This is a genomic window from Chlamydia sp. 04-14 (assembly GCF_036632095.1).
GTDB lineage: Bacteria > Chlamydiota > Chlamydiia > Chlamydiales > Chlamydiaceae > Chlamydia.
The window spans coordinates 382818-403931 of the sequence record NZ_JAPYKW010000001.1 but is presented as its reverse complement, the minus strand read 5'-3'; the positions used below and the strand labels follow the sequence as shown (position 1 = coordinate 403931).

The window sequence follows — 21114 nt, the reverse complement described above, 5'->3', positions numbered from 1 at the left end:
AAAATAAAGTTATAAGATAACCGATTAGAGAAAAAAAATCAATTTATACAAACAAAAGTAACAGTGTTTAACATTAAAAAATAATTAAACAAAGAGAGAATGCTTTTATAAGAAAACTAACTCCGTAGACACGGGTCGATCAGTTAAACTAAAATTTTTATTACCATCTATCAATACTGTATCTTCGATACGTATGCCTCCGATTCCCGGGAAATAAACCCCAGGCTCAACGGTAACGGTCATTCCAGTTTCTAAGGTGGTTGTGCCAGATTTTGGAGAAAGCTGGGGATATTCGTGGATGTTCCTTCCCACACCATGCCCTACGCCATGACAAAAATATTCTTCAATTTCGTATTTTCTTAATATACGAGCGGCCTCTTCATGAATATCCAGACATAGAGCTCCGGCACGACACAATTTCATAGCAGCTTGCTGCGCTTCTACAACCGCGGGATAACTTTCAACAAGACGTGTATCGGGACGGCCCCACGCCACTGTTCGTGTCATATCCGAACAATAGCCCTGATATAAAACTCCTATATCAATCAGCACGATATCTCCCTTGCGCAAGGCTCTATCTGTAGGAACTGCGTGGGGAAAGGCAGAATGATGACCAAAAGCTACAATTGGAGAAAATGAAGGCCCTTCAGCACCAGCTTTAGCCCAAAACACACGAAGCAAGCGTACAACTTCCTGTTCTGTTATACCCTCTTGCAATACGGAAAGAACATGATCATATCCTTCGGAGCCTAAAGCAGCTGCTTGACGCATTTTTTCTATTTCATCTGCGGATTTTATGCTGCGCAATTTTTCTGTAAATAATGTTGTAGGGACCCAAGAACAAGAAGCATTTTCTCTTTCTTGATATCTGTGATACGAGGTGTGAAGGCTATCAAAACCTAGAGTTTGATAAGTTGTTGTTTCAAGATAGGGAAGAAGGAATTCTGCTATATTTCTATCACAAAACACAAGAGAAGGTCCTTGAAGATCTGCATAGAGATCTTTATCCATACGATAGACGAAGAAAACCGCCTCATTCTTACCTATGAGCAGCGTTCCTGTGGTTACTTTATCTCCGAGAAAATATGCAAGATCCTCACTTCTTTCTACGACAAATCCATCTATACCATAATCTGTAAGAGCTGCTTGCGCTCTAATCAAACGATCTTGGAACATAATTTACTCCTTAATAAAATCCTCGTCTAAAACTAATCGACGTATTTGTGTGCCGTCAAATGCTTTTTCAGGCTTACCTAATTGCCAGAGCAAAGATAACCAAGAAATATCGAATGTCCGCAGTGTTTTACAAAACATGGTCCCCGTTAGAGTTTCCTTGATTAAAAGAGCCATGGCTCTTTTATCAATTTTAGCACATCCTTCTTCTGCTAAAGAAAGTATCCAAGATTTTAACTCTTCTTCACCTATAAATGTGGGGGCACTTTCAATTGCAAATACACAGGGGCCCATTTGAGAGATTTCTATTCCTAATTGTTTAAATTCCTCAATATGGGAACAAAGGAAAATGCGCTCTTCAGGAGTGACTTCCAAACATAAAGGAACTAAAAAAGACTGACTTTTATAATTATGTTGATGGTTATCCACCAAAGATAAGTAAAATAAATGTTTTCTAGCAGCTTCTGTAAAAACAGCATGAACGCCTTCTGAGTCCTCTGCAAGAACTATTTTCCCTAAAGAAGTTAAAAAACGCACTTCCTGAGAAGCTCCCCAAGTAATTTGCGTCTGTTTATCCACAGGCAAAGGATCTTGTTCTCTATCCAAGAAAGGAAGAGGACCGAAAGAAGACGAAGTCAATTCTACCACCGGCAAAGAAACAGGGCTGTGAGACTCTTTTGAAGAGGCTTCAAAACATGGCTCATCAAAAAAACGTAGGGGAGGCAAAGCACGTGTTGTTTTCCCAAAAACAGATACTTCTTGAGGACGCGCTAGCACCTCTCCTACTGCCTCTAAAAGAAATTCTCCAACAAACTCTTCTCTAAGAATTCTTACTTCTGTTTTTTGAGGATGAACATTAAAATCGCACCACTCTGGGGGAAGGTACAGTTTCAAAACAAAAACAGGATGTCTTTGTGGAGGCAAAAGCATTGCATAGGCCTCGCTTATCTTTTTTGATATAAACACAGAATCTACGGGACGATCATTGATAAATACCCTTTGACCTAGCCGTGTAGGCCTATGAAAGCCTGGCGATCCTAGAAAACCCACAACACGCGCAAGATTACCCCCCTTATCTACGCGGAGAGCTTCCTGCATGAAACCATCTCCCATCACAAAAGCAACCCTCTCGATAAATTCCTGATGCTTTAGAATGCGAAATTCCTGTTGTCTTTCACTTATCCATGACCAGCCGACATTCTCCACAGATAAAATCCTATTCTCTAAAAGCTTTCTCATAGCTATTCGATCTGTTTGAGGACTTTTCTGAAATCCCCGACGTACAGGGACATTATAAAATAGCGAGTCTATAGAAATCGTAGTCCCTAGCTGACGAGGCCTAGTTTCGGATAAAATAACCTCCCCTCCATGAATGATTGTCCTAGAACCTTCTCCTGCTATAGGACAAGAAAGGATCTCCATTTTAGAGATAGAAGCTATTGCAGGAAGAGCTTCCCCGCGAAAGCCAAAACTGCATAAAGAAAAAACATCGGAAAACTCACCTATCTTTGAGGTGGCGTGACGCTTAAGAGCAAGAGTAACATCTTCGGAGCTCATCCCACAGCCATTGTCTTTTACAACAATTAAGCCCTGTCCTCCTCCTAGAGTTTCCACTTCTATTTCATCAGCCCCAGCATCTAAGGCATTCTCTACCAACTCTTTAACAACAGATATGGAGTTTTCAATCACCTCTCCCGCAGCTATCTGATTGATAGTGATCGTATCGAGTAGTTGAATAGGATTTCTTGAACTCATAGCAAATTCTAATCAAGGATCTTGCGAAAGCAAAAAGTAAAATACCCAAAAACTAATGTCAAGAAACCTAATTTTTATAATTTGCAAACCTTGAAATAAGAACAACTTACACAGTAATTATTTATAAAGATCACAAATTGCATTCAATTAATCACTTGTCTTTTCGAATTAATTAACTTTAAAATTGATTTATGAATTAAATAATTTTAATTTTAGGAATTATATTAATGAGCAAGCCTACTTCCAATAATTCTAAAAAGCCATCAGCCTCGTTTAACAAAAAAACACGTAGCCGACTCGCTGAGCTTGCTGCACAAAAAAAAGCTAAGGCTAATGATTTAGAACAGAAATATCCAGTCCCTACAGAAGAAGAAACAAAGAAAGCTTTGATGGATATCTTACAGGGTCTCGGTGACGGATTAACTCTTCAACAAATCTTAGGTTTATCCGACGTTTTATTAGAAGAGATCTACACAATCGCTTACAGCTTCTATTCCCAAGGGAAATACAACGAAGCCATCGGTCTTTTCCAAATCCTTACAGCTTCCAAACCTCAGTGCTACAAGTATATCTTAGGCTTAAGCTCATGCTATCATCAGCTCAAAATGTACAATGAAGCAGCCTTTGGCTTCTTCCTTGCTTTTGATGCGGAGCCTCAAAACCCTATTCCTCCTTACTACATAGCGGACAGCTTGATGAAGATAGATCAAGCAGAGGAATCTCGAGATTTCTTAGATATTACTATCGATATTTGCGCTAACAAACCTGAATACAGAATTCTGAAAGAACGCTGCAATATTATGAAAGACTCTCTCAAAGACATGATCAAAGAAACAACTCCAAAAAAGAAAAAAACTACTGCTGCTAAATCAAAAACACCGGCCAAAAAGAAATCCGGTGGGAAACGTTAATTTAGGGTTAGGAGAACTCCAACATGAATAAAAAAGTTAGAAAAACGAAAAAAACTACTACTAAGAAGACATCGGCAAAGCATGTAGATGCCTCACCTGTGTTATTCACTAATGAAACAGACAAACAAGAAGTAGCAATCTCAAATCTAGAGAATTTAGTTTCCTCTATTTATGAAGATTTACCTCTAGCTCAGACATTTTCTGGGATTCAAGATGAAAAACAATTAACACAGATGATGGCTGCGTTAAACGGAACTTTAGATTCCCTGCCTATTGAGAGTCTTACAGAAGGCTTGTTTAACAATCCTAAAGAAGATGCGAAGTTTGCTAAAGATTTAGCTTCGGTCCTTCATGGATTGAAGAACCTATCTTCAACAGTAAACAAGCATATCTCTGACAAACAATAGTCTTAGAAAAAAATTAGATAACATAGGGTAAATTAGAAGATGTCTCTTTCTACCTCAGGTCCAGACAATACCAACCAGAAAAATATCTTGGCTCAGGTACTAGCTTCTACACCACAAGCTGTACCAACCCCTGATAAACTCGCTGGTAATGAAACTAAGCAAATTCAGCAAACCCGACAGGGGAAAAATGCTGAAATGCAAAGTGATGCAGGTATTGCTGGAACACAAGGCAAAGAAAAAACCAGCGCCGTTTCTGAAGCTCAAAATTCAGAGAATATCATGGCGGGGCAAGGAATTGCCGCAGGGCAAGAGGCTGAATCTGCAGAAGCTGCCGCCGGTGCTAATCAAACTGCCGGCGCTGCTGCTTTCCAAGCTGTAAACCTACAATCTACAATTGAAGAAGCAAACAAAACATTAGAGACTACACTCTCTTCCTTATCTTCTGTAGATTCATCACAGCTACAAGAAATTCAAGAACTAGTTGCTTCTGTTGTCAATGGGACATCAAATTCCACTATTCAAGGATTAGAAACTCCGGCTCTTCCTAAACCTTCTATAACTCAACCTAGACAGGAAGTTATGGAAATTAGCATGGCCTTAGCAAAAGCTATCGCTGCTCTTGGAGAAGCTACAGCTTCGGCTCTTTCTGACTACCAAAGTACACAAGCCCAAGCTTCAACTATGAACCGCCTATCTCTAGAATCTCAAGGATTGAAGATCGACTCGGAACGTGAAGAATTCCAAAAAATGAAAGAGATTCAATCAAAGGCAGATAGTAATAGCACACTGAATACCGTAAACACTGTAATGATTGCTGTTTCTGTAACAATCACCGTGATCTCTGTTGTTGCTGCACTATTTACTTGCGGTCTAGGTCTTATAGGAACTGCTGCTGCTGGAGCTACTGCTGCTGCCGCCGCCGCAACTGCAGGGGCTACTGCAGGTGCTGCCGCCGCAACATCCGTAGCAACAACTGTCGCAACACAGGTCACAGTTCAAGCTGTGATGCAAGCGGTTAAAACAGCCATTGTTCAAGCTGTTAAGCAAGCCGTTATGGAAGCTGTTAAAGCTGCTGTAAAACAAGGGATCAAACAAATCATTAAACAAGCTGTTAAAGCTGCTATTAAGACGTTAATGAAAAACATGTCTAAGATCTTCCAAACAGGACAGAAAGCCCTTGCTAAATCCTTCCCAAAACTTGCTAAAGTCCTAAACACTTTAGGAAACAAATGGGTGACTGCAGGGATGGGGATGGTTGTTGCCGTTCCCGCCCTAGTTAAAGGTATTGGGGATCTTAAACTATCCGAAATGCAAACCGAACTTGCCGATATTCAGAAAAAAACAGGAATGCTCACCGCTCAATCTGAGATGATGAAGATGTTTACGATGTTTTGGCAACAGGCAAGTAAAATCGCCGCGAAACAAACTGACAGTGCAAATGAAATGCAGCAACAAGCAACCAAATTAGGTGCTCAGATTGCTAAAGCCTTCCAAGCTATTAGCTCAGGCTTAGCATCAGCAGTATAAAAATTATTTATTAAGGGGACATTTTTGCTATGACATCAGGAGTTAGTGGAAATAACAATACTGATCCTTCATTAGCTGCTCAGCTTGCACAAAATGCCAGTCAGGCGGCTTCTAAAGCACAAGGACAACAAAAACCAGCTAATGCTCAAGGAACTCAAGAAGAGGCTGCAGCTGCAGGTTTTGAGGATCTAATCCAGGAGACACAAACTCAGGGAACCTCTAAAAAAGAATCTACTTCGCAAACATCAAAAAGTTCTAAAACTGATAAGTCTGGTAAAGCTTCTACATCTACGTCAGTAGCTAGCGCATCAAGTACTGTTACAGCTCAAGCTGTAAAAGGTCCCAAAGGTTTGCAGCAAAATAACTACGAACTCCCCCAACTTCCTGTTCCTGATAGTACAGAAGTTAACGGTGTGGTAATCAAAAAAGGTATGGGAACCCTTGCTTTATTGGGGCTCATTATGACCTTACTTGCACAATCTAGTGCAAAATCTTGGTCTTCACAGTTCCAACAACAAAACCAAGCAATTCAAAACCAAGTAGCTTTGGCTCCAGAAATAGGGAATGCGATTAGAACTCAAGCAAATCACCAAGCTGCTGCTACAGAAACTCAAGCTAAACAAAGTATGATCTCCGGTATTGTCAACATTGTTGGTTTTGCAGTTTCCGTCGGTGGTGGTCTTCTTTCTGCAGCAAAAGGCTTAGGAGGAATAAAATCTGCAGCGTTTGCAAAAGAAACAGCAGGGGCTGCGGGATCCGCAGCGAGTTCTGCAGCTTCTCAAGCTTCGAAGGTTGCTACAGATGCCGCTACCGCAGCCACCAAAACAGCAACAACAGCTGCTTCTGGCGTTGCAGGTTCTGCAGCTCAAGGTGCTGCAAAGGCAGCAGCAGGATTAACTGACGATATCGCTGCTGCAACTGCAAAAGCTACGGCGGGTGCTGCAAAAGGCTCGGGCGGATTATTCGGTAAAGTATTAAACACTCCCGGATGGAAAGATAAAGTTTCACGAGGGATGAACGTAGTAAAAACTCAAGGGGGACGTGCTGCTGCTTTTGCTGGTAGAGCCCTTTCTACATCTATGCAGATGTCTCAGATGGTTCACGCTCTCACAGCAGGTATTGATGGGATCGTTGGGGGTGTTATGGGTGCTGAAATTGCTCATCACCAAAGACAAGCAGGTATGGCCGAAGCTCACGCTGAAGAGTTGAAACAACTTTCTTCTATTCAGGGTCAATACGCAGGACAAGCGCAACAGCTTCAAGAGCAGTCGCAACAAAGCTTCAACTCTGCCCTGCAAACTCTACAAAATATTGCTGACTCTCAAACACAAACAACATCAGCGATCTTTAGTTAAGACCTCTGTTTATATTCTTAAGATAATGAAAAGGCTCAACCGTTGTGTTGGGCCTTTTTTATGTAAAGCTGCTGTACATTAAGAAACAATATAGCCTTGGCGAAATTCTTCATGATAGATTAGGCGACAACCTACAACCATAAACACAACAGCTAGTAGCAAAGATCCTGATAGACTCTCCCCCAACAATAACCAACCATAAAATGCGGAAAATAAGGGCATAACAAGATTACAAAAAGAAAGGAATGTTGAAGAGTATTTTCTCAATAACTTCGCATATAGGTTATAGCTAATAAGGTTAGAGAACAATACAAGACAGAAAATTGCCTGCATGAATACGATTCCGTTACTGACAGGAACAGGATTCCATGTTTCAACAATTATAGAATGTCCTAAAGATAACACTCCGGAAATAAGCATCGCATAGGCGTTTATTGCCATTACCGATAAAGAGCAGTTTTTTTCTATTTTTCTTAATAACGTCCAACCAAAAGCAGAAAAGCAGGTTGCTAGCAATAGTAGCAATTCGGGAATCCCTAATTGCCAACTCCAGGTATTTGCAGAGCCATCTCCCCCAAAAAATAGATAGGATAAATAGCCGAATAGTCCGAGGCTTAACCCACCTATTTTCTTAATCGTTACAGTTTCTCGTAACTGAATGTAGGAAAACAAAGCGGAAATAAATGGAGAAAGTCCATAGATAAAACACGCCTTTGAAGAAGATAAGTTTTGTAAACCTAAAAACTCGCAGACATTCGTTAAATAGAATCCGACTACGGCTAAAATTAAAACAGGAATATAAACCTGTTTTGGTAATTTCAAAGATCCTTTTTTCCACAACACTATCGCTGCCAAAACCAAACCAGCGATAAGCATGCGGCTCCCCGTTACAAATAAAGGAGCTGAAGCCTCCATTGCCAATTTGCTAAAAGCAAAAGATGAGGACCAGATAAAAGCGGTAAAAAATACTAAAAAAATAGACATGAAGAAGTCATTTCTGGAATAGAAAATAGCCTATTGTAAAAGAATAATGCTTTGGCTCCAACTCAAATATATTTTTATCTATAAACTCTTCTAAAAAAATCCTTTATCCTCCCACCTAAACATTAAGTTTTTTTTTAAGAAAACTCCCTTGCTTTGATCCGGAAAAACGTTACAATAACAGACTTAGAAAAACTCTTAATGGAGAGAAGATGATCCGCGTAATTTGCAACAATGAAACTTTTGAGCTGCCTGAAGGCGCTACTGCTGCTGATTTCGCGAGCAAAATAAAAAATTCTCATTACTTTGCTGGCGTTGTCATAAATGATCAAATTAAAGATCTATCCACAACCCTAAAAGAAGGAGATACCTTAAGATTTGTCACCTTCGAGGATCCTCAAGGACGAGAGATTTTCTTACATACTTCTGCTCACATCTTGGCTCAGGCTGTATTACGTCTCTGGCCCAAAGCTATTCCAACAATCGGCCCTGTTATAGATCAAGGATTCTATTATGATTTTGCAAATCTTTCCGTAAGCGAAGACGATTTCCTCATGATCGAAAATATGATGGAACAAATCGCTCAGGCAAAATTTGAAGTATCCAAAAAAACATTCGGCAACAAGGAAGAAGCCTTAAAAGAATTCGCATCTAACCCATTTAAAGTAGAGCTAATTCAAGAACTCCCTGAAGAAGAAAGCATCACTGCCTACTCCCAAGGAGAATTTACGGATCTTTGTCGAGGTCCTCATCTCCCCTCTACTAATCCTGTAAAAGCTTTTAAACTCTTGCGTACATCAGCAGCCTACTGGAGAGGAGATCCTAGTCGGGAATCTTTAGTAAGAATTTATGGTGTATCTTTCCCTACAACAAAAGAATTAAAAGAACACCTTCATCAATTAGAGGAAGCTAAAAAACGTGACCACCGTGTTTTAGGAGCGAAACTCGATCTCTTTTCGCAACAAGAATGCTCGGCAGGCATGCCTTTTTTCCATCCTAGAGGCATGATTATTTGGGATGCCTTAATAGGTTATTGGAAACGTCTTCACCAACTTGCCGGTTATAAGCAAATCCTAACACCTCAGCTTATGAATCGTAGTCTTTGGGAAGTATCCGGACATTGGAGCAACTACAAAGAGAACATGTATACTCTAAAAATAGACGAAGAAGACTATGCAATTAAGCCGATGAACTGCCCCGGATGTATGTTATATTATAAAACACGCTTGCACAGCTATAAGGAATTTCCTTTACGCGTTGCGGAGATTGGTCACGTTCATCGCTATGAAATTTCTGGAGCTCTTTCGGGACTTATGCGTGTACGCGCATTCCATCAAGACGATGCCCACGTATTTCTAACACCTGAGCAAGTAGAAGAAGAAACTCTGAATATTTTAAATCTAGTTTCTGAATTATACTCAACATTCGGGCTTGAATATCACTTAGAACTATCCACACGTCCAGAAAAAGCAACCATTGGCAGCGATGAGCTATGGGAATTAGCAACAGCAGCTTTAGAGCGCGCTCTTGTAAATTCCAATACACCTTTCATCGTCAATCCTGGCGATGGCGCCTTTTACGGACCAAAAATTGATATTCATGTAAAAGACGCCATTCAACGTACATGGCAATGCGGAACGATACAATTAGACATGTTCTTGCCCGAACGTTTTGAACTGGAATATACAAATGCACAGGGAGAGAAAAGTACTCCTATTATGCTACACCGTGCTTTGTTTGGTTCTATTGAGAGATTTTTAGGAATTCTCATCGAACATTTTAAAGGGAAGTTTCCTTTATGGCTAAGCCCTGAACATATTCGGTTGATCACTGTAGCGGATCGTCATCAACCCCGGGCTAAAGAACTCGCCACCGCATGGCAAAAATTAGGTCTTGTAGTTACTGTGGATGATTCTAACGAATCTGTAAGCAAGAAAATCCGGAATGCACAAAATATGCAAGTCAACTATATGGTCACTTTAGGAGATCGGGAAATAGAGGAAAATACTCTCGCTGTACGCACCCGAGACAACCGAGTTTTAAATGCTATGACAGTAGAGACATTCATAAATACTATACTTGAAGAAAAGAACTCTTTGAGTTTAACTCCACTATTGTAGAAAACCCAGATCCAAGGACGAGCATCTCGAATGAAAACCATCGCTGTCAATAGCTTTAAAGGTGGCACAGCAAAGACATCAACCACTCTGCATTTAGGAGCTGCTTTAGCACAATATCATAACGCACGCGTGCTTCTTATTGATTTTGATGCTCAAGCAAATCTTACTTCAGGACTAGGTCTTGATCCCGATTGTTACGATAGCTTAGCCGTCGTACTCCAGGGAGAAAAAAATATTCGTGAGGTGATTCGTCCTATTGAAGATACGGGATTAGATCTAATTCCCGCAGATACCTGGCTAGAACGCATTGAAGTTTCTGGAAATTTAGCTGCGGATCGTTATTCTCACGAACGGCTAAAACATATTTTAGCTTCTGTAGAAAATGAGTATGACTATGTTATCATTGATACTCCCCCATCTTTATGTTGGCTTACGGAATCTGCATTAATTGCAGCGCAATACGCTCTAATTTGTGCTACTCCTGAATTTTATAGTGTTAAAGGCTTAGAAAGACTTTCCTCATTTATTCAGGGAATTTCCTCAAGACATCCCCTGAATATTCTTGGTGTGGCTCTTTCTTTCTGGAATTATCGCGGAAGAAACAACGCCGCTTTTGCTGATTTGATTCATAAGACATTTCCTGGAAGACTATTAAACACTAAAATCCGTAGAGACATTACGATTTCTGAAGCAGCAATCCATGGGAAACCTGTATTTGCCACAGCACCTTCAGCACGAGCTTCTGAGGATTACTTAAATCTGACCAAAGAATTGTTAATTTTACTGAGGGATATGTAATCCTATGGGAAATTTAAAAACGTTGTTAGAGAGCCGTTTCAGGAAAAATACTCAAGATAAAATGGAAACGCTAACACGCAAGCGTATGGAAGGAGAGCTCTCGCCTTTCTTAAGCAGGTTTTCCGATGTAAAATTATCCCAAAAAGAAGAAGAAAGGTTCCGTCAGCTTTTAGAAAACTATACATTTGAAGATCAGATTTCCGAAGAGGATTTTAAAAATCTCTGTAATCTCTCTGCACAGATAAAACAAATCCATCATCAGGCTGTGCTCTTGCACGGGGAACGTATAAAAAAAGTCCGTGATTTATTAAAAACTTATCGCGAAGGGGCCTTCTCTGCTTGGCTACTTATTACCTATGGGAATCGACAAACTCCCTATAACTTTCTTGTATATTACGAACTATTTTCTACTCTTCCCGAACCTTTGAAAATAGAAGCCGAGAAAATGCCCAGGCAAGTAATTTATACACTAGCTTCTCGACAAGGACCTCAAGAGAAAAAAGAAGCCATTATCCGCAACTATCGTGGAGAAAGCAAAGGAGAGCTCTTAGATATTATCAGAAGAGAATTTCCTTTAATTTCTACAGATCGTCGTCAAACATGTTTGGCAAAACAAGCCCTAGCTATACTTTCCAAAGGCTCGCAATTATTGAGAAAATGCTCAGAATTATCTCCTGAGGATCATACTGCCCTTGAAAAATTGATAAAAAAGCTTCAAAAAGTTAAAAGTAATTTCTTTCCCAATACAAAGGTCTAATATATGGCAGCTAAATCAAAAACACTAGAACTAGAAGATAATGTTTTTCTTATTCTTGAAGGAAATTTAAAAAGAATTTTCGCCACTGCTATTGGCTACACTACATTCCGAGAATTTCAAAATGTTGTTTTTAACTGCTCTAACGGCCAACAAGAAACAGCAAATTTCTTTTTTGAAATGCTCATCAACGGCAAACTCATTCACGAACTTCCTGTAGAACAAAAACAGGCAGCTCAAAGCCTAATCGCTGAATTTATGATGCTCATTCGTGTAGCTAAAGATGTTCACGAGCGTGGTGAATTCATTAACTTCATTACATCAGATATGCTATCTCAGCAAGAACGCTGCGTATTTTTGAATCGTTTATCTAGAGTAGACGGGCAAGAGTTCTTATTAATGACCGATGTTCAAAACACCTGCCATTTGATTCGTCATCTATTAGCAAGACTTTTGGAAGCGCAAAAGAACCCTGTGGGAGAGAAAAATCTCCAAGAAATTCAAGAAGATATAGTATCATTGAAAAATCATTTCGAAGAACTAGAGAAATCTTTTCAATAAATAAAGATTTATGAACAAGAAAAAGCGCGTACTTACCGGTGACCGACCAACAGGGAAGCTGCATTTAGGTCATTGGGTGGGTTCCATAAAAAATCGCTTAGATTTACAGAATAACCCTGCCTACGATTGCTTTTTCATCGTTGCGGATCTCCACACTCTTACAACTCGAACACGTAAAGAACAGGTTTTAGATGTTGATAATCACATTTACGAAGTTCTTGCAGATTGGTTGAGTGTGGGGATAGATCCAAATAAGTCTACTATTTACCTACAATCAGCAATTCCTGAGATTTACGAACTCTATTTGCTATTTTCCATGCTAATTTCCATTAACCGAATCATGGGAATTCCTAGTCTTAAAGAAATGGCAAAAAATGCCTCTATTGAAGAAGGAGGCTTGTCTTTCGGACTGGTAGGTTATCCTGTATTACAAAGTGCGGACATTCTTCTTGCAAAAGCTCAGCTTGTTCCCGTAGGTAAAGATAACGAAGCTCATATAGAATTAACACGCGATATTGCACGCAATTTCAACCGTTTATACGGAGAGATTTTCCCTGAACCTGAAACTCTACAAGGAGAGCTTACCTCTCTAGTAGGTATTGACGGGCAAGGCAAAATGAGTAAATCAGCAAACAATGCCCTATATCTTTCTGATGATGATGCCACTATAAAAGATAAGATCAGAAAAATGTATACCGACCCAAATCGGATTCATGCCACGACTCCAGGTCGCGTCGAAGGGAATCCCCTATTTATTTATCACGATATTTTCAATCCTAATAAAGAAGAAGTTGAAGAGTTTAAAACACGTTACCGTCAAGGATGTATAAAGGATGTCGAAGTAAAAGCACGTCTTGCTGAAGAGCTAATTTTCTTCTTACAACCTTTTAAAGAAAAACGTGCTGAGCTATTAGCAAAACCTCAAATTCTTCAAGAAGCATTGCAACAAGGCACGGAAAAAATGCGTGCTATAGCAAAAGAAACTATGGAAGAAGTCCATAATACCCTAGGGTTAAGCCATAAATGGCGTTCTCGTCTATCGCTATAACTTATTCATGCCTATGACTTTTGAATTACGAGCTGCTTTTTCCCCTTGTGGCGATCAGCCGGAAGCTATTGCTAAACTTACTGAAGGCATACGTAATAATACACAATCGCAAGTACTTTTAGGGACTACAGGGTCAGGGAAAACTTTCACCATTGCTAATGTCGTTGCTAATGTTAACCGCCCCACACTCGTATTGGCACATAATAAAACATTAGCAGCACAGTTATACCAAGAATTCAAAGAGTTCTTTCCCAATAATGCTGTTGAGTATTTCATCTCTTACTATGACTACTATCAACCTGAAGCCTATATCGCTCGTAATGATACTTACATAGAAAAAAGTCTCTTAATCAATAGTGAAATCGATAAACTACGTTTATCTGCAACACGATCTATTTTAGAGCGCAGAGATACTTTAATTGTTTCTTCTGTATCTTGTATTTATGGTATTGGTTCTCCTGAAAACTACGCTTCTATGGCTTTAGAATTAGAAGTAGGAAAGGAGTATCCTCGTATAGCACTCGCCGCTCGGCTTGTAAAAATGAACTACCAAGCTTCTCCAGTAGCACAACGTTCAACATTTCGTGAACGCGGTAGCGTTATAGATATTTTCCCCGCCTATGAAAGTGATCAGGCTATCCGCCTAGAGTTTTCCAATGATACACTAGTCTCTATAGAATACAGCGATCCTCTGACTATGATTCCTATGGCATCAGTAGCCTCAGCTATTATTTATCCAGGATCACATTACGTCACTCCCGAAGCTGTGCGAGAACAAGCTATACGTTCTATACGTGAAGAATTAGAAGAACGTATGCTATTTTTCCAGGATCGTCCTATAGAACAAGATAGGTTATTCCATAGAACTACTCATGATATCGAAATGATAAAAGAGACGGGGTTCTGTAAAGGAATAGAAAACTACTCTCGCCATTTTACAAAAATGCCTCCGGGAGCGCCTCCTGCTTGTCTGTTAGATTACTTTCCTGAAGATTTCTTATTAGTCATAGATGAATCGCATCAAACTCTACCTCAAATACGAGCAATGTATCGTGGAGATCTATCTAGAAAGCAATCTTTGGTAGAATATGGTTTTCGACTTCCCTCGGCTTACGACAACCGTCCTTTGACTTATGAAGAAGCTCAGAAGTATTTCCATAATGTAATTTATGTATCTGCAACTCCAGGAGAGACAGAATTAAACGAGAGTCATGGACATATTGTAGAACAAATTATTCGCCCTACAGGCATTCCTGATCCCATTCCAGAAATTCGTCCTGCAACAGGACAGGTAGACGACCTACTTGAGGAGATCCGAAAACGCCTGTCTAAATCTCAGGAAAAGATTTTAGTAATTTCTATTACTAAAAAACTTGCTGAGGATATCGCTGCATTCCTTTCAGAATTAGATATTGCTGCGGCCTACCTACATTCTGGAATAGAAACTGCAGAACGTACACGTATTCTTGCCGACTTACGTTTGGGAAATATTGATGTACTTATAGGGGTGAACTTACTTCGAGAAGGATTAGATCTACCTGAAGTCTCTTTAGTTGCTATTCTTGATGCCGATAAAGAAGGTTTTTTACGTAGTACCTCTTCTTTAATACAGTTTTGTGGAAGGGCAGCAAGAAACGTAGAGGGTAAGGTGATTTTCTACGCCGATCAAAAAACACGCTCCATAGAACAAACTTTAAAAGAGACAGAACGTCGTCGACAGATACAATTGGATTATAATAAAGCAAATGATATTACGCCTAAGCCCATTATTAAAGCGATCTTTGCTAATCCTATTCCTCAGGGAGGGAAAAAAGAAACTCAAGAAACTCCTAAGGTTCCACTTTCTACAAAAGAATTAGAAAAACTTATAAAAAAATATGAAAATCTCATGCAGCAAGCTGCTCATGAATTTCGATTTGACGAGGCTGCAAAATATCGAGATAAAATGAAAGCCGCTAAAGAACAGCTTCTTTATCTCTCATAAAATATTGCAAAAATCTCAAATGAAATCTGCTTGCTTTTTGTAAAATCAGAACCTAATATTGCCATTAAGCTCTCCCCGCACGTAATCGCATCTGATAATATAATCAGCACATTCAGATTATGTTAAATAGGTCTTTGGGAGCTAGTATCCAACCCCTTGACAAAAGAGATTAAAGACTCATGTTAGAAGTTGTCATTTCCGATATCCAAGCTAGAGAAATTTTAGACTCCAGAGGATATCCAACATTATATGTTAAAGTAACTACAGACGCAGGCACTTTCGGAGAAGCTTGTGTGCCTTCGGGAGCTTCTACAGGAATAAAAGAAGCTTTAGAACTTCGTGATCAAGATAGTTCTCGATTCCAAGGGAAAGGTGTTTTACAAGCTGTAAAAAATGTAAAAGAAGTCCTCCTTCCGGTCTTACAAGGAGTGAGTATATTCGATCAGATCCTAATTGACTCTATCATGGTAGAGGCTGACGGCACGCCAAATAAAGAGAAACTAGGAGCTAATGCAATTTTAGGAGTTTCCCTAGCATCAGCAAAAGCTGCAGCAGCTACTTTAGGACGTTCTTTCTACCGTTATATAGGGGGATGTTTCGCTCATGTGCTTCCTTGCCCTATGATGAATCTTATTAATGGCGGGATGCATGCAAATAACGGCTTGCAATTTCAAGAGTTTATGATTCGTCCTATTGGAGCAACATCTCTAAAAGAAGCTGTGCGGATGGGTGCTGATGTTTTCCATACTTTGAAAAATATCCTCAATGATAAAAACTTAGCTACAGGAGTTGGCGATGAGGGAGGCTTTGCTCCACAACTAAAATCTAACTCTGAAGCGCTAGATCTTCTTGTGCTTGCTATCGAAAAAGCTGGTTTCCAACCCGGAGAGGACATCTCCCTAGCTCTCGATTGCGCAGCATCTTCTTTCTATGATACAAAAACAGAAACCTATGATGGAAAGAGTTACCAAGAACAAGTTAGCATACTTGCTGATCTTTGCGATCACTATCCTATCGATTCTATAGAAGATGGTCTCGCTGAAGAAGATTTCGATGGTTGGGAATTACTAACAGCAGAACTCGGCGAAAATATTCAAGTCGTTGGAGATGATCTTTTTGTTACCAACCCTGAATTAATAGCGGATGGGATTAGTAGAGGTCTTGCTAATGCTGTATTAATTAAACCAAATCAAATTGGCACATTAACAGAAACTTCTGAAGCCATACAGCTTGCTCATAATCAAGGGTATACGACTATTCTTTCTCATAGATCCGGAGAAACCGAAGATACAACAATTGCAGATCTTGCTGTAGCTTTCAACACAGGACAAATTAAAACAGGATCTCTATCACGTTCTGAGCGTATTGCCAAGTATAATAGGCTTATGGCAATAGAAGAAGAACTCGGTCCTGAAGGATTATTTAAAGATTCTAATCCATTTTCTGGAGAATAGAATTGCACGCATATCGCTTTCTAGGGATGACTAGAAAGCGATTATCTTTTTATATCATCTCTTTGTTAAACATCTTATTTTTTCCTCAGACAAGCTAAAAGATATAAAACTCTCCTGAGACGTTAAATAGTAGATGTCTGCTTAAGCAAAATTTTCTATATACTTAAAAAAATGAAAAAATAAGGTTTATAAAGATCAGAACGATCTTGTAGATACCATCTTATAACTACTAATTTAATGTAGATGATCCCTTTTACAAAAACGATAGGCTATCGTTTGTGGTTAGCATGTGTAGCTGCAATATTAATTCCCCTAGGGATTAATATTGTCCTACTCAACCTCAGACAATACCACACTACAGTTTCATCGGTTACCGTAGCATTTAAAGAAAATGCTGCTTTTAAAGTGGATACTCTCATGCAAATAGTCCCACTAAATGCTGATGTTTTAGCTCTATTTTCAGAAGTTCTAGATCTTGATGAGGGGATTCCCTCTGTTCCTAATGTTGAGCTTAGTAATGAAATGCAAAGAATCTTTAGCTCAACATATGACGAAATTTCTTTAATTAAGCTCCAGTCTAATGGAGAGAAAATTGTTGTAGCCTCTAGCCTTCCGAACCATCTTGGGGAAAATTATCAAAATAAAATAGACATTCCCAATGATTTGCCATTCTCAGCAACATTTAAACAATCTTCAGATGGTCATGAAGTTTTTTCAGTAATGCAGGTAAATATCTTTGATAATGATACTCATGAACTTCTAGGCATTCTTTATACAACACACAATGTTGAAAAATTTCTCGAAGATATTCTTGTAAATACTCAGGCCTACTTCACTATAAAAACAGCTATTTTATCTAAAGATGGTATCATCTTAAAAGCTTCTGATCCTGATTTAGACCTTCGCTCTATTTACCCTAATGTTACTGAAAAGGAATTTTGCGATACTTTCTTGGATGAAAGTAGATGCCCAAAAGGAATTTCTCTAAAATCTCTCTCACTAACTCCCTTATCTATAGAACCAAATTTTTTTTCTTTTAGAAATGGAAATCGGGAAATATGGAGTTATCTCGCTAACGTCCCTAATATGGATTTGCATGTTCTTTCTTATGGGACAAAGGCTGAGCTTTTTTCCTCCTTCTGGAAACGTACGTTAATTTATTTCGCTTACTTTTTATGCGTTGTTTTAGGGAGTATCATCGCTTATCTCGCTGCTAAAAGATTATCCTTGCCTATTCGTAAACTTGCCACTGTCATCATACAAACAAGAGAAAATATTCGAGATCCCTATGTTGATGATTCCCTAGGATTCGAAGTGAATAGGCTGGGGCATATTTTTAATGCTATGGTACAAAGTCTAGACCAGCAGCAAACCTTAGCTGAAAAAAATTATGAAATAAAAGAGAGTGCTCAAAATGCTCTCCGCCTTGGCGAGCAAGCGCAACAAAGACTTCTTCCCAACACCCTTCCTAATTATCCTCATACGGAATTAGCAAAAGCTTATATCCCTGCTATTACTGTAGGGGGAGATTTTTTCGATGCCTTTATTATAGGTGAAGGCGATAAAGCTACGTTATTTTTAATCGTTGCTGATGCTTCTGGGAAAGGTGTCCATGCTTGTGGATACTCTTTATTCCTTAAGAATATGCTACGCACATTCCTATCACAAATCCCTTCGATAAAAGAAGCTGTAGAACAAACATCCTCTCTATTTTATAAAAACACTGCTGATTCAGGAATGTTTGTTACCCTCTGTGTCTACAGTTACAATTATAAAACGGGAATTGTAGAATTTTATTCCTGTGGTCATAATCCTGCCTGTTACCTATCTCCTAATGGAGATGTTTCTCTACTTTCTCACCAAGGAATGGCCTTAGGATTTCTTCCTAATATTCCCGATGTCCCTACAGAAAGTTTCCAGCCAGCTCCAGGATCTTTGATTGTCCTATATTCAGATGGAATTACAGAAGCTCATAATAAAGCTTTTGAAATGTTTGGTGAAGAACGGTTAAAAAGCGCTGTAGAAACCTTAGTAGGGAAAAGCGCAGAAGAGGCTATGCATTCTTTAATGCTATCTGTGAAAACTTTCGTAGGAAATTGCCATCAACATGATGACATTACCTTGCTGATTCTTAAAATATCGGACTCATGAAACAAACTTTTACCAAACGCATCTTGCTGTTCCTTTTCTTGGTAATTCCGATTCCTCTAATTTTGAATCTGATAGTTCTGTCATTATTTTCTTTTTCAGCAGCAAAAAATAATCTTATGGAGAATCTCCATACTCATGCGACAAACTTCAGCTTAGAATTTGAAAAGAAACTCACTATTCACAAAATCTTCCTAAAACGTTTAGCAAATACCTTAGCACTTAAAGCCTACGCATCATCATCAGAGGATTTCTACTCCCAAGCTTATAATGAGATGTTCGCCCTATCCGATATGGATTTCTCCCTTTGTTTAATTCCTCTTCTTGATGGGAACATAAAAACAAAAAATCCTCATGATCCATTTATCCACTATTTAAAAAGTCATCCTGAAATAAAAAAGAAGTTGAGCATGTCTGCAGGAAAGGCATGTATCATTACTATCTCTTCAGAGACCTCATCGAATTTCTCTAAAAATTATCTTGTGATTACTGAAGATATCGAAGTATGGAACTCACCAACAAGCGCAGGATTGCTTGTTAGTTTCTATCCCATGGATTTCTTACAAAAGGACCTATTTAAGTCTCTGCATTTAAAAAATGAAGATATCTGTCTCTTAAACAAATATGGAGAAGTGCTCTTCGCTTCAAATCCTAAATTCTCTTCAGAAGTATTTTCTGTAGATATTGCCAACCTTCCTAAAATCACTGCTAGGAAACAAGCTATTCCCGTTAGAATAGCCCCAAAAATACTGCAAGAACACAATCTGATAAGCGTAAAAATAAACAATAAAAAATATCTAGGGATTGTTCTAAATAAACTACCTATCCAGGGAACCTATACCCTATCTATCATTCCGCTTTCTTGGTTCATCGCTAAGGCTATCCGTCTTCCTCTGAATGTAATCTTCTTCTATTCTTTAGCTTTTATCTTAATGGGATGGATACTCACAAAAATTAATAAACGGTTAAATCAGCCGATTCAAGAACTGACAACATGTATGGAAGCCGCATGGAGAGGAAATCATAATATCCGTTATGAACCACAACCTTATGGATATGAAATTAATGAATTAGGGAACATCTTTAACTGCACATTACTATTACTCCTCAATTCAAGAGAAAAAGCAGAAATCGAACATACCTCTGGAGATAAGCTCCAGAAAGAATTGGCTATTCTTGCCTCCCTACAGCAAACTCTACTCAGTCCTACTTTTCCAGAATTTCCTAATGTCTCTTTTATATCTAAACACCTTCAGGGTATTCAGCTATCCGGCCATTTTTATGGTTGGAAAGCCTCCATTCCTGAGCAGAATCTAATTGGCGTTGTGGGACTTGCTGGAGATATAGGACTACCATCCTATCTTTATGCCCTATCTGCACGAAGTTTATTCCTTGCTTATGCAAATCTTTCTTCTTCTTTAGAGAAAATAAGCTCGAATACTTTTGATGCCTTTGGGAAAACCACAGAGGGTGATGAAGCGACAGTCTCCATGACTTTTATTCGCTACTGTTCAATAGACACTACGTTGTCCATTCTATCTGTAGGAGAGACGCCTCCTATAACCTTTTTAAAAAGGCAGGAAACATTTTTCCGTCTTACCTCACCCACCAAGCAAAAGATAGAACCCGGGGATATTCTTGTCTGCATTACAGGGAACTATGAACTAACTGAATATCTCATGCGTCTACCTATTGAAGAGCTCATTAAAGATCCTTTAGCACCTTTAAATTCAGAGAATTTCATAGAAACTCTTACAGAAATGCTCAATAAAGAAACACAATCACAAATAGATGGAACCTTAAGTTTCTTGTCTTTCAGTTAAGTGGAGATTTTCAATGGTTATACTTTCACTACCAGGTTCTGAAAGTAATTTAGGCCCTTTCCCTAACCATAACAACATTGCTGAAATTACAAGAGCAACAACGCCAACGATAGTGATTCCAGAAATAACAGTTACAAACGCTGGTGAAGTTACCGCTAAGCTAATCAAAACTAAAGCAGTCCCAATAATAACAAGAGCTATGAAGCTTTTATTGATTTTTGATAATTTTGACTGGTGAGTCTGCACAAATTGCATAACTGTAGGACAGTAAGGTTTTAGATGTTCCTGTATACTCATACTTAAACTCATTAGTTT

17 protein-coding genes are annotated in these 21114 nt (G+C 39.0%); 13 read left to right on the top strand and 4 right to left on the bottom strand.

Going from position 1 to position 21114, the window contains the following annotated elements; all coding sequences use genetic code 11:
- Positions 1-105 precede the first annotated feature (105 nt).
- Together O6937_RS01820 and mutL are read right to left on the bottom strand one after the other, a co-directional pair.
- Positions 106-1176, bottom strand: coding sequence for a M24 family metallopeptidase (locus O6937_RS01820; RefSeq protein WP_332389976.1), 1071 nt, complete (start codon positions 1174-1176; stop codon positions 106-108).
- A 3-nt stretch (positions 1177-1179) separates the two neighbouring features.
- A complete protein-coding gene (gene mutL, locus O6937_RS01815) occupies positions 1180-2928 on the bottom strand; it encodes a DNA mismatch repair endonuclease MutL (RefSeq protein ID WP_332389975.1) in 1749 nt (582 codons plus the stop codon).
- A 227-nt stretch (positions 2929-3155) separates the two neighbouring features.
- On the opposite strand from mutL, the gene O6937_RS01810 reads away from it, so the two are divergent.
- From O6937_RS01810 to sctE, 4 genes are read left to right on the top strand one after another with little or no spacing between them, the layout of a single operon-like run.
- Positions 3156-3839 (top strand): SycD/LcrH family type III secretion system chaperone, encoded by a 684-nt coding sequence (locus tag O6937_RS01810; protein WP_332389974.1) that lies wholly within the window; start codon positions 3156-3158, stop codon positions 3837-3839.
- Positions 3840-3862: 23 nt separating this feature from the next.
- Positions 3863-4246 carry a hypothetical protein gene (locus tag O6937_RS01805; RefSeq protein WP_332389973.1) on the top strand — a complete coding sequence of 128 codons (384 nt, stop codon included), beginning with the start codon at positions 3863-3865 and terminating at the stop codon, positions 4244-4246.
- 39 nt (positions 4247-4285) lie between these two features.
- Positions 4286-5773, top strand: a complete 1488-nt coding sequence (locus tag O6937_RS01800; RefSeq protein ID WP_332389972.1) for a secretion system protein — start codon at positions 4286-4288, stop codon at positions 5771-5773.
- A 29-nt stretch (positions 5774-5802) separates the two neighbouring features.
- The gene (gene sctE / locus O6937_RS01795; RefSeq protein ID WP_332389971.1) at positions 5803-7128 is read left to right on the top strand and encodes a type III secretion system translocon subunit SctE; all 1326 of its coding nucleotides are present in this window, start codon (positions 5803-5805) and stop codon (positions 7126-7128) included.
- 78 nt (positions 7129-7206) lie between these two features.
- Here the strand turns inward: sctE and O6937_RS01790 are convergent, their stop codons facing one another.
- The gene (locus tag O6937_RS01790) at positions 7207-8112 is read right to left on the bottom strand and encodes a DMT family transporter (protein WP_332389970.1); all 906 of its coding nucleotides are present in this window, start codon (positions 8110-8112) and stop codon (positions 7207-7209) included.
- Positions 8113-8321: 209 nt separating this feature from the next.
- On the opposite strand from O6937_RS01790, the gene thrS reads away from it, so the two are divergent.
- The 9 genes from thrS (at position 8322) to O6937_RS01745 (ending at position 20799) form a co-directional block, all read left to right on the top strand.
- Positions 8322-10229, top strand: coding sequence for a threonine--tRNA ligase (gene thrS, locus O6937_RS01785; protein WP_332389969.1), 1908 nt, complete (start codon positions 8322-8324; stop codon positions 10227-10229).
- A gap of 30 nt (positions 10230-10259) precedes the next feature.
- Entirely contained in the window at positions 10260-11027 is a 768-nt protein-coding gene (locus O6937_RS01780) for a ParA family protein (RefSeq protein WP_213241803.1), read from the top strand.
- A 4-nt stretch (positions 11028-11031) separates the two neighbouring features.
- A complete protein-coding gene (locus O6937_RS01775; RefSeq protein WP_332389968.1) occupies positions 11032-11784 on the top strand; it encodes a pGP6-D family virulence protein in 753 nt (250 codons plus the stop codon).
- Between the two features lie 3 nt (positions 11785-11787).
- A complete protein-coding gene (locus O6937_RS01770) occupies positions 11788-12342 on the top strand; it encodes a CT584/Cpn0803 family type III secretion system protein (RefSeq protein WP_332389967.1) in 555 nt (184 codons plus the stop codon).
- Positions 12343-12352: 10 nt separating this feature from the next.
- Positions 12353-13390: a tryptophan--tRNA ligase gene (trpS, locus tag O6937_RS01765; protein WP_332389966.1), complete on the top strand. Its 1038-nt coding sequence runs from the start codon at positions 12353-12355 to the stop codon at positions 13388-13390.
- Between the two features lie 13 nt (positions 13391-13403).
- The gene (uvrB, locus tag O6937_RS01760) at positions 13404-15374 is read left to right on the top strand and encodes an excinuclease ABC subunit UvrB (RefSeq protein ID WP_332390123.1); all 1971 of its coding nucleotides are present in this window, start codon (positions 13404-13406) and stop codon (positions 15372-15374) included.
- A 179-nt stretch (positions 15375-15553) separates the two neighbouring features.
- On the top strand, positions 15554-16828 hold the full coding sequence (gene eno, locus O6937_RS01755; protein WP_332389965.1) for a phosphopyruvate hydratase: 1275 nt from the start codon (positions 15554-15556) through the stop codon (positions 16826-16828).
- A gap of 243 nt (positions 16829-17071) precedes the next feature.
- The gene (locus O6937_RS01750) at positions 17072-18979 is read left to right on the top strand and encodes a PP2C family protein-serine/threonine phosphatase (protein WP_332389964.1); all 1908 of its coding nucleotides are present in this window, start codon (positions 17072-17074) and stop codon (positions 18977-18979) included.
- Entirely contained in the window at positions 18976-20799 is a 1824-nt protein-coding gene (locus O6937_RS01745) for a regulator of sigma subunit (RefSeq protein ID WP_332389963.1), read from the top strand. Before O6937_RS01750 ends, O6937_RS01745 begins: the two co-directional genes overlap by 4 nt.
- Here the strand turns inward: O6937_RS01745 and O6937_RS01740 are convergent.
- Positions 20776-21096, bottom strand: a complete 321-nt coding sequence (locus O6937_RS01740; protein WP_332389962.1) for a hypothetical protein — start codon at positions 21094-21096, stop codon at positions 20776-20778. The two genes, O6937_RS01745 and O6937_RS01740, sit on opposite strands and share 24 nt — an antisense overlap.
- Positions 21097-21114: the final 18 nt, after the last annotated feature.

Bases quoted from the DNA above. Each gene is read 5' to 3' on its own strand.
- O6937_RS01820 (WP_332389976.1), bottom strand. From the start codon at position 1,176: ATGTTCCAAGATCGTTTGATTAGAGCGCAAGCAGCTCTTACAGATTAT.
- mutL (WP_332389975.1), bottom strand. From the start codon at position 2,928: ATGAGTTCAAGAAATCCTATTCAACTACTCGATACGATCACTATCAAT.
- O6937_RS01810 (WP_332389974.1), top strand. From the start codon at position 3,156: ATGAGCAAGCCTACTTCCAATAATTCTAAAAAGCCATCAGCCTCGTTT.
- O6937_RS01805 (WP_332389973.1), top strand. From the start codon at position 3,863: ATGAATAAAAAAGTTAGAAAAACGAAAAAAACTACTACTAAGAAGACA.
- O6937_RS01800 (WP_332389972.1), top strand. From the start codon at position 4,286: ATGTCTCTTTCTACCTCAGGTCCAGACAATACCAACCAGAAAAATATC.
- sctE (WP_332389971.1), top strand. From the start codon at position 5,803: ATGACATCAGGAGTTAGTGGAAATAACAATACTGATCCTTCATTAGCT.
- O6937_RS01790 (WP_332389970.1), bottom strand. From the start codon at position 8,112: ATGTCTATTTTTTTAGTATTTTTTACCGCTTTTATCTGGTCCTCATCT.
- thrS (WP_332389969.1), top strand. From the start codon at position 8,322: ATGATCCGCGTAATTTGCAACAATGAAACTTTTGAGCTGCCTGAAGGC.
- O6937_RS01780 (WP_213241803.1), top strand. From the start codon at position 10,260: ATGAAAACCATCGCTGTCAATAGCTTTAAAGGTGGCACAGCAAAGACA.
- O6937_RS01775 (WP_332389968.1), top strand. From the start codon at position 11,032: ATGGGAAATTTAAAAACGTTGTTAGAGAGCCGTTTCAGGAAAAATACT.
- O6937_RS01770 (WP_332389967.1), top strand. From the start codon at position 11,788: ATGGCAGCTAAATCAAAAACACTAGAACTAGAAGATAATGTTTTTCTT.
- trpS (WP_332389966.1), top strand. From the start codon at position 12,353: ATGAACAAGAAAAAGCGCGTACTTACCGGTGACCGACCAACAGGGAAG.
- uvrB (WP_332390123.1), top strand. From the start codon at position 13,404: ATGACTTTTGAATTACGAGCTGCTTTTTCCCCTTGTGGCGATCAGCCG.
- eno (WP_332389965.1), top strand. From the start codon at position 15,554: ATGTTAGAAGTTGTCATTTCCGATATCCAAGCTAGAGAAATTTTAGAC.
- O6937_RS01750 (WP_332389964.1), top strand. From the start codon at position 17,072: ATGATCCCTTTTACAAAAACGATAGGCTATCGTTTGTGGTTAGCATGT.
- O6937_RS01745 (WP_332389963.1), top strand. From the start codon at position 18,976: ATGAAACAAACTTTTACCAAACGCATCTTGCTGTTCCTTTTCTTGGTA.
- O6937_RS01740 (WP_332389962.1), bottom strand. From the start codon at position 21,096: ATGAGTATACAGGAACATCTAAAACCTTACTGTCCTACAGTTATGCAA.